Origin of the sequence: Paenibacillus glycanilyticus (assembly GCF_051200795.1) — a bacterium.
In the GTDB taxonomy this organism is placed as follows: Bacteria; Bacillota; Bacilli; order Paenibacillales; family Paenibacillaceae; genus Pristimantibacillus; species Pristimantibacillus glycanilyticus.
The window spans coordinates 522,134-534,241 of sequence record NZ_CP195155.1; the positions used below are offsets into that span (position 1 = coordinate 522,134).

A 12,108-nucleotide genomic window follows, 5' to 3' on the forward strand; every position below is an offset into this window, starting at 1 on the left:
CAAGGAGGGCGTCAGATTTTGAACAGTCAGGCGAAAATCTATCTGTATCTTCTTTTATCGCTCGCAGTCCCGCTTATCGTATTTATGGTCCTTCATATGAATCCCGCTTGGGATTATCATCTGCATTCTCCTAACGTGCATTTCTACGTGGTTAGCATCGTGTCTGGATTGGCCTTTGCTCTTGCTGTGGCGGTTGGCGTAGCAGCCATTCGGCTTCGCAATTTGAAAATCAGCTTTTTATCGTTGTCCTTCGTCTCCTTAGCTGCGTTATTCCTTGTTCATGGGTTATCGACTCCAAGAGAGGCATATCACAATACGGCGCTTCCAAGCAATGCGGCCCAAATGAGCATTTTGCTCGCGGTCATGTGGCTGTGGCTGTCGTCGATGTCCTCGGACCGCCGCATGATCAGCTGGCTGTCGGCGCATCAGCGTTGGCTGCTCCCGATCTGGACGGTGTCGATTGCCGTGATTTGCGCGCTGCTGTGGCTTTTCTCCGACCAAATGTCCTGGCTTCAAATGAAGCAGGGTCCCATCAAATGGACGGCAACCTTGCTTATTGTCGGGTTAAACGGCTGGACGATGTACCGGTATCTGGAGACGTATCTGTCTACCCGTTTTCCGCTGCAGCTGGCGATCGTGTACAGCTCGGGCTGGATGATTGCCGCGCAGTTCATTAACGTAACGGGCAAAATGTGGATGTTAAGCTGGTGGATCTACCACTTGCTGCTGCTGGCTTCGATCAGCGCCATGATTGTCGGCATTTATTATCAGTACCGCAGCTCCGGCTCATATACGATGTCGCTCAAGCAGCTTTTTCAGAACGATCCAAAGGGATGGATTCACACCTATATGTCGCCGGCGGTTCGCGAGCTTATCCGGACGACGGAAACGCGCGACGCTTATACGGCGGGCCATAATTACCGCGTTGCGCTCTACGCGATACAGCTCGGGGAAGAGCTGGGGCTGAATTCCGACCAGCTTCGGGCTATCGCGCAGGGCGGCATCGTTCATGATATCGGGAAGCTGATAGTTCCGGACAACATCCTGAACAAGCCGGGAAAGCTGACGCCGGAAGAGCGGGAAATTATCGAAAAACATCCGGTGACCGGGTTCAACCTGTGCCGTCGGTTAGGCTTCATGCAGGAGGAGCTGGCCGTCATCCGTTCCCATCACGAGCGTTGGGACGGAAGCGGCTATCCGGATGCGTTAAGCGGGGACAACATTCCGCTGCTGGCCCGCGTAACAGCCGTTGCGGATGTGTACGATGCCTTGACGTCCTCCCGTTCTTACCGGGCAGCGTTGTCGCATGAAGAAGCGATGGCGATTATTTTGAAGGAGCGGGGAAAGCATTTCGACCCGTTATGCGTGGATGCGCTGATTCGGATCGCGGGCGAGAAGGGCTGGGCCTTTAAAGCTTCGGCAAGCTGATGGTTTGGCGGAAGGCTTAGGCTTATAGCCCGGGTTTATTTCCATAGGCCGCGGGTGTATGATAAAGGGGTTACATAGCCTTTTCAGAAGGGATGGATAAGCAGTAATGACATATGCAGCAGACAAATCTCGTTTTGAAGACATGAAATACTTCCGCGTCGGCAAAAGCGGCCTCAAGCTGCCAGCCGTATCGCTTGGCTTATGGCATAACTTTGGCGGAAACGACCGTCTGGAGAACGGACGCGCCATGATTCACCGCGCCTTCGATCTGGGGATTACCCATTTCGACCTGGCGAACAACTATGGACCGCCTCCGGGCTCCGCTGAGGAGACTTTCGGCAAAGTTCTGAAGCAGGACATGGCGGCTTACCGCGACCAAATGATTATCTCCACTAAAGCAGGCTACTATATGTGGGAAGGACCTTACGGCGATTGGGGCTCCCGCAAATATCTGGTATCGAGCCTTGACCAAAGCTTGAAACGGATGGACCTGGAGTATGTGGATATTTTCTACCATCACCGTCCGGATCCGGAAACTCCGCTTGAAGAGACAATGGCTGCGCTTGACCATATCGTACGTTCGGGCAAAGCGTTGTATGTTGGCCTGTCCAACTACAGTGCAGAGCAGACGGCTCAAGCTTCGGCTATCCTGAAGCAGCTGGGCACGCCATGCCTCATCCATCAGCCATCGTATTCGATGTTCAACCGTTGGATCGAAGACGGCTTGCAAGACGTGCTTGATCAAGAAGGCATCGGCTCGATCGTATTCTCGCCGCTGGCCGGCGGCTTGCTGACGAACCGTTACCTCGACGGTATTCCTTCGGATTCCCGTGCGGGTGGACCAAGCGTCTTCTTGAACTCGAACAATATTACCGAAGAAAAGCTCGCTAAAGTTCGCGCCCTGAACGAAATCGCGCAAGGCCGCGGCCAATCGCTGGCGCAAATGGCGCTTGCATGGGTGCTTCGCGGCGGACGCGTAACTTCCGCCCTGATCGGCGCAAGCCGTGTCGAGCAAATCGACGACAATGTTGCCGTGCTCAGCCGTCTCGATTTCTCCGACGATGAGCTGCAGGCGATCGAGAACATTTTGGCGTAGGAATATCTAAGCGAAAGGCTGCCGACTAATCTCGGCAGCCTTTTTTTGAAACATTTGCTGCTCATCCTAAGGTCGGCGCTTCGCTAACGAAACTGGGTATTCTTATTTCCCTCAGAATCGCTTTTTTCAAAATCTAACGAAACCTGGTAACGTTATTTGGATGGTTTTGGGTTAAAAGAGGCCTTTAAATAGTAAATAACGCTATGAGGTTTCGTTAGAAATTCGAAGCGTACAATTTTGGACCAATAGCGTTATGTAGTTTCGTTAGCCTGTTTTTTTATAAATAGGAGGGATAGCATGGAAGTGCGATTGAGCGATTACAAGGAAGAATGGGCGAAGAGGTTTCGCGAGGAAGCGGAGTATCTAAGGTCTGTCTTTGATGGAGTGGAGATCCGATTCGAGCATTTCGGGAGCACGGCTGTTCCGGGGATGAAAGCAAAGCCCGTTATCGACATGATGGGAATCGTTGACGATATTAATAGAATGGATTTGTTCAATGACAGGCTGGCATCGCTTGGATACGACGTGGCAGGCGATTGGGGTATCCCTGGCAGACGGCTGTTCCGCAAAGGCGGAGAGCAGCGCACTCACCATATCCACTTCTACCAATCGGATAGTCCCCAAATCGGACGGCACCTCATCTTCCGCGATTTTCTGCTCTCCCACCCGGAGGAGGCTGCCAGATACAGCCGCTTTAAAGATCAGCTGGCCCAGCGATACGAACGAACCAACGAATACAGCCCAGCCAAAAAAGCATTCGTAAGCGAAATGGAACAACTCGCCCTCGCCTGGCACTCACAAACAAACGAATAATCTTCTCTTTGCTTTGCTCGGAGGCGGTTGGCTTCCGCCCTCCCAAACGAATCGAAGACGAGTGGAAGGAGAAACATCTCGCGGAGTGAGCCCATGGTTCTCCCAATCATCTCCTCCTCACTCCCCATCCGACAAATCGTCTATCGATTCCTTCCCCTCGTGACGATATAATACATGTAGATTTACTCGGGAAGGGGACCGCGCGTCTTGAACAACCTATCATTGCGGACAAAAGGCCTGCTCATCATCGTCTTAATCACCTTCATCCCGCTTGGCATCGCGGGGGTCATTAATTATCTCTCCATCAAGCAGGAAATGATCAATACCGCATCCGATAGAGCGGCCAGCCAGCTTAGCGTCAGCGCCAATTATCTGGCTTCCTGGCTGCAGATCAGGCGGGCCGAGGTAGTGGTAATGAGCCGTACGGATATCGTCCGTTATGGCACCGATGCGGAGAAGCTGAAATATTTCAAGGACGAGCTGTATCGCACGGATTATACCTATCATGCGATTGGATATATCGATCTTAACGGCCGGGCCATCCGTACGAACGGCGATCCGGTTAATATGAGCGGACAAGCCTTTTTCCGCGAAGCCGTGAAGGGCAAGTCGACCATTACGGATCTGTTCCTTCCTTCCTTTGATAACTTGAAGCAGTCCCTTATTGTTATTCCGGTATTTGATCAGAACAACTTTATTAACGGTGTGATATACGCATCGATGCCGATGTCGACGATGTCGCCTTATTTCCTTGTGGATAAAGATCCAAGCTTGGAGTATTGGCTCTATAACGACCGGGGAGTGGTCTTGTTCCATTCGTACTCCACCTCCTCGGGCATTAAGCCGATTCAAGGGCTGCTTAACGGGCAGCCGGGTCTAAGCCTCGAGAAGCTGCTCAAGCCTTCCGGGCAAATCCATATACAGCGCGGGAATATGAAGCATGTGCTTTTGTATATGGACGTAGACAGCGCAGCGCCTTGGCATGCGGCACTCGAAATACCGCAGGCCAGCCTGAATAAAGGTCTGTCCAAAGTATTATGGTGGACCTTTGCCACGATCGCCTTGTCCGAGGTCGTGATTGTTATCCTCTTCTCCATCTATTTCAATATGATCATTAACCGGCTGAAAGGAATCCTGTCCGTTACCAAGCAGGCTGCCGACGGTCAATTCGAAGTGGAGCATCTGTCTCAGGAGCCCGGGGATGAGGTCGGTAAGCTGGCTGAATCGGTTAACGGGATGATGGAGCATCTGAAGGACATGTTTGGGCGCCTCGAGGCGATTATCAATCAGAACGAGTACTCCTTTATTTTGCTGGATGAGAATTACCGCGTGAGTTATATGAATCAGGCCGCGGAGAGGCTGATCGGTTATACGACGGACGAGCTGAAGGGCCACGCGACGCCTCTTCTGTTCATGGATCCGGATGAAATCGAGCGCGAAGCGGAGAGGCTGTCGCAGAAGCTGGGCGAACACGTCGAGCCTGGACTCGAAGTATTCCGGATGCTGCGCCAGGTGGACTTCTCCTATGAACGGCAGTGGACGTATGTCCATAAGGACGGGACCAAAATTCCGGTACGTCACTTCTCGAACGGGCTGCGCGATCAGCAGGGCCGTCTGACCGGGGTTCTTGGTATGGCGTACGACATCTCCGAGCATGTAAAAGTGGAAAAATCCCGCAACCTTCTGCTCGATATTATCGGCTCGGCCAAAGACCTGATCGCTTCCATCGACCATAACGGGAAGGTTGCCTACATTAACAAGGCGGGCAAGCGGATGCTGGGTCTGCCGCTGGATTACAAGCCGAAAGACTATAAGAGCTACGTGGAGCCCTCCATGTACCTGTATCTCATAAAAGGCTCCCGGATTGCCATGAAAATGGGCTATTGGGAGGGAGAAGCCGAGCTTCTGACGCAAGCCGGGGACAAGGTAAATGTCTCGCTTGTCATTGTAGCCCATCCATACCAAAATACAGGCGAGCTGTACTTCTCCTGCATTGCGCGAGATATTACGGAGCAGAAGCATATTCAGGAGGAATTAATTCAAGCAACGCAGGAGGCCGAACAGGCAAATGAGGCCAAGAGCCGCTTCCTGGCGATGGTCAGCCACGAGATCCGCACGCCGCTTAACGGCATTATCGGTCTGTCGCAGCTCATGCGCCGCACCGGATTATCTCCTTCGCAGAAGGATTATATGGACAAGCTTGGCAACTCCTCGGAATCCTTGCTGCGCATTATTAATGACCTGCTCGATTTCTCCAAGATTGAAGCGGGCAAGGTTGAGGTGGAGCGGGTTGCCTTCCAGCCTCAGGAGATGCTTAGCCGATTGACGGATCAGCTTAGCGTCTTTATGGGCGGCAAGGAGCAGTTCGAATTTATTTTGGAAGTGCCCGAGCAGCTGCCTACGACCCTCCTGGGCGATCAGATGCGCGTTGAGCAAATTTTGCTGAACCTGTGCATGAATGCCGTCAAGTTTACGGAACGGGGTCACGTGAAGCTGAGCCTCGAGGTGATGGAGCAGTGCTCTGACGGATTAAAGCTGCAATTCATCGTGGAAGATACCGGTATCGGCATGACGAAAAAACAAATCGACAGGCTCTTTACCCCGTTCACGCAAGCCGATGGCTCAACAACCCGCAAATACGGAGGCACGGGCTTAGGTCTTGTGATTGCGAACGGCCTCGTCAAAATGATGGGCGGGAAAATCCAGGTCGACAGCGAGCCCGGCTTAGGCAGCCGTTTCAGCTTTGTCCTGTCCTTCCCGGTCCTGTCCTCCATCAGTGAAGAGAAGCTGATTGTCAGCAAGGAGCTGGAGGACCAATGCATCTGGGTCGTGGAGGACAGCGACGAAATGCGTCAGCATTGGTGCAGCCTCGCGGAATCCTTCCGCTTGACCCCGGTGGCGTTCTCTTCTTGGGGAAGCGCGAGGGAGAAGCTGCGCCGCATGGGTGCGGGGGCGATGCCTAAGCTGATTATGCTGGACATGGAAATGCCGGATATGTACGGAGCGGAAACCTGGCTGGAATTCCACAAGCAGGCTACGGCCGCAGGAGTGAAGACGATTGCGCTTACGACCTCCTTTGGCCGTGACGAGCTGATGCAAATGCCGGATTCCGGCCGTCCTTATGCGATCCTGACCAAGCCGGTTACCCGGCTGGCGTTATTCCATGCCTTAACGGGAACGCTGGATCAAAGACCGGTTGAGGCGAAGGAGTGGACAATGGCGGCCCGGGAGGCGGCCGTATCCGCGGAGCCTAGGGACAAAATACGGGTTCTCCTTGCCGAAGACAATCATATCAATCAGCTGGTAGCCATCGAGCTGCTGAAGGAACGGGGCTTCGAGGTAGGGCTTGCGGAGAACGGCCGGGAGGTGCTCGAGAAGCTGGAGCAGGGGGACTGGCATATTGTCCTGATGGATATTCATATGCCGGAGATGGATGGAATGGAAGCCACAACGATTATCCGCAATGATTCCCGGTACGAGCAGCTGCCGATTATTGCGGTAACGGCGAATTCCCTCCGTGCGGATCATGAGCATTATCTGCAGCTTGGCATGAACGGAGTGGTGACGAAGCCTCTGGACCCGGATCAGCTCTACATGGTTATTATGAATCTGCTGAACAACAAGAAATTTCCGGTGCTGCAGCAGCAATCATGGGGTGCTTCGGGCCAATCGGTGCCGGAGCTTGACGGGATTCAGGTTGAGACAGCACTGGCCAGAGTAAGCGGCAAGGTCTCTATTTTACGCCAAATGCTAGTTCATTTCCTGAAGGATTACGAAGGCTTCGCGGACAAGCTGATCGAGGAGCTGACCAATGGCCAGGCTGCAAACGCGAGACGGATGATCCATACGCTGATGGGAGCCGCCAGCCACTTATCGGCGAATGATGTAGTGCAGGCTGCCGCAAGGCTGAACGAGATTCTGAAGAAAGAGGATGGGGAAGAGGATTGGATGGCGCCGGCCGAATTGCTGAAAAAGGAGCTCGACCGCGTGATAACCGGTCTGCATTATGCATCGATTTCAACTTTCGACAGTTTCTCCTAACAATCTTCTAACATTTTATTGTTAACCCTTACAATCGTATTGTATATTAGAGATAGATTTATATTTTTTGACAGAAATCTTCTTTCCCTAAGGGGTGGCGCCGGTGTATAAAGTTTTAGTAATTGAAGATGACGTCATGATGAGGGATATGCTGTCGATGTACTTGTCGGAAGAAGGGTATTCGGTTAGGCAAGCGGGAACGGGTGAAGAAGGCTTGCAGACCGTTCAGGAATTTGTGCCTGATGTTGTCTTGCTTGACCTGATGCTGCCTGATATGGATGGTATGGGGGTTTGCGCCTCTATTCGTGAACGATCGCATGTGCCTATTATGATTTTGTCGATGAAAAGCGAAGTCTCCGAACGCGTTCAGGCCTTGAAGGCCGGAGCGGATGATTATATGTGCAAGCCATTCAGCATGCATGAAATGACGGCAAGAGTGGAAGCTCTGATCCGTCGCTCCCAGTTCAGTGCGGCGGAAGCGGAGGCGGCTAGCGCGGCAGAAGCGGAAGAGGTGGATCTTGCGCCAATTCAGCTGGACGCAGAGCGCAGAATGCTTCTTGTCAGAGGCAAGCTGATCGAGACAACCTTTTCCGAATTCGAGATGATGAAGCTCTTCTTATCCCACCCGGGCAAGGTATTCAGCAGGGAAGAACTGATCAATACGATTAGAGGGTTTGATTCTTTTGTAACGGATAGAGCCATTGACGTGCACATCGTTAATCTGCGCAAAAAGATCGAGCAAAACCCGAAAGAGCCCCGTTTGATCCGCACGGTATGGGGCTTTGGTTACAAATATACGACCGACCACAGTCAGGAACATGATTAAGGTAAGCGACCTGAAGATCACCTCCGCTGCAAGGTGATCTTTTTTATACCCACTTGTCCGAATGCTGGCAAATACCTAACATACTTCTAAAGAACAATCCGCAATTTTTCTAATACTTATATGGGACTATAGGATTAACAGTAATGACAAAAGGATGGTGTAGCAATCGTGCATGGGTTAGCCAGTTTACCTGAACGGCAGGAGGCTTATGCTCAGCTGGAGGTAGCTTTAAGCCGCGCGCGGGCATCAGGACAGCGGCTCGTTGTGGCGTTGATTCAGATCGATCGTTTCTATGGTGTGAATGAGGCTAAGGGCTTAGAGGCATGCAACCAGGTACTTGAAAGTATCGGAGGACGATTAAGTCAAGGGGCGGATACGGCCTTTGTTACCTTGATTAGCGGCGATACTTTTCTAATGGCTAGAGAAATCGGATACACGCAGGCGGAATGTGCCAACGCGGTGGAAGAGATGAAATATGCAGCGCAATACCCGGTTTCCTATGAGGGAGCGGAATTGAATTTGACGGCAAGCATCGGTACCTGCCTGTTCCCGCAGAACGGACGGACAAGCGAGAGACTGCTCGGGCATGCCGAGACGGCGCTCTTCAAGTCGCGGGAGCAGGGCGGCAACCGGATTACGTTTTATAGCGAGGAAGAGACGGCCCAGATGAACCGCTGGCTGGAGGTTGGAGCATTGCTGCGTCCGGCCCTTTATTTGCGTCAGTTCCATCTGAGCTATCAGCCGATCTTCCGCACCGAAGGCGGGCGTCTCCGCGGATTCGAAGCGCTTCTCAGATGGAATCAACCGGAGCTTGGCGCGATTTGGCCGGCGGAATTTATCCCGATTGCCGAGCAGAATGGCTTAATCGTGCCTATTGGCGAGTGGGCGCTGCGTGAAGCCTGCAAGATGCTGGCGGGCATGCAGGAATATGGCCTGAAGGAGCTTGTTATCGCGGTTAATGTGTCGCATGTCCAGCTCCTGGACAGCAGCTTCTGCAGCATGGTTGCTCATGTGCTGGAGGAGGCGGGAGTCGAGCCTTCTTGTCTGGAGCTTGAGGTGAAGGAAGATGTTATTCTTCATTTCACCGACAAAACTTTAGCGGTACTGAGTCAACTGCGCGCATTAGGCGTCAGAATTACGCTGGATAACTTCGGAGAAGGTTATGCCTCGCTTGCGAATCTGAAGCAGCTTCCGGTCAACAGCGTAAAGATCAGCAAATCGTTCATCCGCCAGATTGACGTGCAGAGCGTGGAACGCCATATCGTTGAAGCGATGATCGGGCTGTTGCATAAGCTGGAGATCGAGGTTATTGCGGGCGGCGTCGAATACGAGGAGCAATATAAATTGCTGAAGGAATGGAGCTGTGACTTTGTGCAGGGCTTCCTTCTGGGATCTCCGATGCAGCCGGATTTGCTAGACATGTCGATCATCCGGAAGTCGCCGCAAACGGCGTAAATAGTAAACAAGGTAAAATCTAAAAGCCCTGAACGATTCGCGCTTGGCGGATCATTCAGGGCTTTCGTATTTGCCGGGTCATTGGTTTGGTTAATAGCCGTTGTTAGCTCACTTCAAGATACAGCTTCGTCCCGTCGTTATATTGGAAAATGGCAACATCGCGGACAACCTCGACCTTCGATATACGTTTCCACTTCTTGCGGAAATCGAAGTTGTATTCCATCTCAACCAATTTATGATGAAGTTGTTCAACGGAAGCCGCCTGTTCGTTAACGTAATAAACGGGAACCGAACGGTCTTTGAAGGTGATGATTTTCATCATACCATTCGCACCTCCACTCGTTTTTTTTTCCAGTTTACTAGAAACGTTTTAGCCGCTTATAAAAAGGTCATAAGGTTATTGTTTAGTTTGCTAACATTCTTCTAACAATTCCCTTAGCTGCTGTAGCTGCCATATTTTTTCTTGTAATGGCTGTGACCGTATGGGGGTTGCTTCGGCGGATAATAGTTTCCTTTTTTGTAGTCGCTGCTGCTATGACTGTAATGACCGTAATGACCGTTGTGTCCATGTTTATTATAATGTTTACCTGTAACGGAGCCGAGGAGTCTTTGCAACAAATGTCTAATCATGGGATAACCTCCTACCTATAATTAAGTCTTTGTTAAGAAATTGAAACAGCTTAGACTTACGGAATAGTACGCAAATCACTCAACGCCGGTTTCATGAAAAACGCCTGCTCCGCTCTTCAAGAGGAAACCAAACCTGCTCTTATCCCGTATGCAAAGGGCAAGGAGGGATTCCTATCTGGTGGAAGCAATGGGTGAATAATTGGATGGACTATCCGCTGGGACATGGGATGGTCTGGGGCAGGACTTACCGGATCGAGGAATTTCTAGGGATGGGCAGCTATGGTCAAGCTTATCGTTGTACGGATCTGAGGAGCGGAGAAACCGTTCTGCTGAAGCGGGCAAAACCAAGCAAGCGCGAGACCGGCAGGAGATTGCTGAGGCGGGAGGCCGATATTCTTCAAAAGCTTAATCATCCGCAAATGCCGAAGCGGTTGGACTGGGCTGTCCACCGCAGGGAAGAAGCGCTTGTTATGACTTATGTGGAAGGCATTACGGCTGAACAGGCTATTCTGCTTGAGGCGAGAACCTTCACGCAGTTGGAAGCCCTGCGAATCGTAGAAGCTTTATTATCCCCCTTGAAGCATTTGCATGAGAAGGGTTATGTGCATCGGGATGTGCGGATCCCGAACGTTGTAATGAATGAAAAGGGGATTTATTTGATTGATCTAGGCTTGGCCTGCAGGATTGGGGAGGAGAACCCTGACGGCCGGGCCGATTCGGCTCAACCAAGCGGATTCGCGGACAGCTGGGGAGCTGTAAAGTTCCGCATGCGCCAGCCAGACCGGACCAGCGACTTATATGGGCTTGGGCATCTTTTCCTGTTCCTGATGTATGCCGGATATACCCCTCTGGAGGGCGAGAAGGAACGCGGCTGGGAGGAGGAGCTTGCGCTTGAGCCGGAAATCAGGAGCTTCGTTAAGGGGCTTCTTGACAGCAGATGGCAGACGGCGGCTGAATGCGAGCGGGTATTAAAGCAGATCCTGGAGCATTATTCCTCGGGAAATAACGAATAAAACAGCAAAATGTCGAATGATTTAAGCGGTTGACTTTTACCCCTAAAATAAGTATCCTAAATATTGTCTCGCTGATGTAGCTCAGGGGTAGAGCAACGCACTCGTAATGCGTAGGCCGGGGGTTCAATTCCCTTCATCAGCATCCTTTTACGAAAAGCCCGTTTCATCCACGTTTTGTTAACGTTGAATGTTACGGATGAACATACGGAGGGCTACGCATTCCGCGCAAGTATTCGGACATGCGTAGCCCCATAATTAGGGGCCTTTCGCGAAGTTTGCGGAAGGCTTTTAAGTTATCAAATCAATATATCTCTTACATTCAGATAATTCTGCGATACCAATCTAACAATGCATTTTTAACTGCGGTTTTAATTTCTTTTTCGATGAAATTTCCTGAGTATATACGAGTCGAATACGAATCAAACACAGCATCGATGTTGATGCGATCTAAACTGGTTGCCGACACCAATAGACCATATACCCTTGAGTTTGCATACGAGATATAAATAGCTCGAGATCTATTCGATTGTATTTCTAAAGTGCGATCCGTATCAACAAATGCTTTGATAACGGGCAACATTTCAGACTTCACACGTTCTATCACATCGTTTACATCTTCTTGATCCCAGTTGCTTTTGTTCTTTTTCTCATTCTTCAATTTCTTTAATTGGTCTCGGAAGTCTACGAACTCATCTTCTTTACTCATTTCGTGTTACTCTCCTTTCCAAAATGTAATGCCTTGGCAGGGCTGCGTATCTCATGGTAAAAGGGTACGGATTATATTCCGTACCCTTTAAATAGGCACC

Annotated in this window: 10 protein-coding genes and 1 tRNA gene; 8 read left to right on the forward strand and 3 right to left on the reverse strand. The window is 51.1% G+C overall.

Annotated features, from left to right (window positions below; genetic code table 11):
• Positions 1 to 18: 18 nt before the first annotated feature.
• The 6 genes from ACR9FF_RS02465 to ACR9FF_RS02490 all read left to right on the forward strand — a co-directional run bounded on the left by ACR9FF_RS02465 (position 19) and on the right by ACR9FF_RS02490 (position 9,659).
• Positions 19 to 1,428, forward strand: coding sequence for an HD-GYP domain-containing protein (locus ACR9FF_RS02465; RefSeq protein WP_435168723.1), 1,410 nt, complete (start codon positions 19 to 21; stop codon positions 1,426 to 1,428).
• Between the two features lie 106 nt (positions 1,429 to 1,534).
• Positions 1,535 to 2,524, forward strand: a complete 990-nt coding sequence (gene mgrA, locus ACR9FF_RS02470; RefSeq protein ID WP_317982519.1) for an L-glyceraldehyde 3-phosphate reductase — start codon at positions 1,535 to 1,537, stop codon at positions 2,522 to 2,524.
• 297 nt (positions 2,525 to 2,821) lie between these two features.
• A complete protein-coding gene (locus tag ACR9FF_RS02475) occupies positions 2,822 to 3,337 on the forward strand; it encodes a GrpB family protein (RefSeq protein WP_435168725.1) in 516 nt (171 codons plus the stop codon).
• A 207-nt stretch (positions 3,338 to 3,544) separates the two neighbouring features.
• The gene (locus ACR9FF_RS02480; protein ID WP_435168727.1) at positions 3,545 to 7,378 is read left to right on the forward strand and encodes a response regulator; all 3,834 of its coding nucleotides are present in this window, start codon (positions 3,545 to 3,547) and stop codon (positions 7,376 to 7,378) included.
• A 103-nt stretch (positions 7,379 to 7,481) separates the two neighbouring features.
• Positions 7,482 to 8,204, forward strand: coding sequence for a response regulator transcription factor (locus tag ACR9FF_RS02485; RefSeq protein ID WP_127499136.1), 723 nt, complete (start codon positions 7,482 to 7,484; stop codon positions 8,202 to 8,204).
• Positions 8,205 to 8,372: 168 nt separating this feature from the next.
• Positions 8,373 to 9,659 (forward strand): putative bifunctional diguanylate cyclase/phosphodiesterase, encoded by a 1,287-nt coding sequence (locus ACR9FF_RS02490; RefSeq protein ID WP_201008981.1) that lies wholly within the window; start codon positions 8,373 to 8,375, stop codon positions 9,657 to 9,659.
• 103 nt (positions 9,660 to 9,762) lie between these two features.
• On the opposite strand, the gene ACR9FF_RS02495 is transcribed toward ACR9FF_RS02490, so the two are convergent.
• Positions 9,763 to 9,981 (reverse strand): hypothetical protein, encoded by a 219-nt coding sequence (locus ACR9FF_RS02495; protein WP_012772454.1) that lies wholly within the window; start codon positions 9,979 to 9,981, stop codon positions 9,763 to 9,765.
• 113 nt (positions 9,982 to 10,094) lie between these two features.
• Positions 10,095 to 10,289 (reverse strand): hypothetical protein, encoded by a 195-nt coding sequence (locus ACR9FF_RS02500; protein ID WP_127499140.1) that lies wholly within the window; start codon positions 10,287 to 10,289, stop codon positions 10,095 to 10,097.
• A gap of 191 nt (positions 10,290 to 10,480) precedes the next feature.
• On the opposite strand from ACR9FF_RS02500, the gene ACR9FF_RS02505 reads away from it, so the two are divergent.
• Together ACR9FF_RS02505 and ACR9FF_RS02510 are read left to right on the forward strand one after the other, a co-directional pair.
• Entirely contained in the window at positions 10,481 to 11,302 is an 822-nt protein-coding gene (locus ACR9FF_RS02505; protein WP_435168731.1) for a serine/threonine protein kinase, read from the forward strand.
• A 70-nt stretch (positions 11,303 to 11,372) separates the two neighbouring features.
• Positions 11,373 to 11,444, forward strand: a tRNA-Thr gene (locus tag ACR9FF_RS02510).
• A 177-nt stretch (positions 11,445 to 11,621) separates the two neighbouring features.
• Here the strand turns inward: ACR9FF_RS02510 and ACR9FF_RS02515 are convergent.
• Positions 11,622 to 12,008: a hypothetical protein gene (locus tag ACR9FF_RS02515; RefSeq protein ID WP_317982459.1), complete on the reverse strand. Its 387-nt coding sequence runs from the start codon at positions 12,006 to 12,008 to the stop codon at positions 11,622 to 11,624.
• Between the last annotated feature and the right edge of the window lie 100 nt (positions 12,009 to 12,108).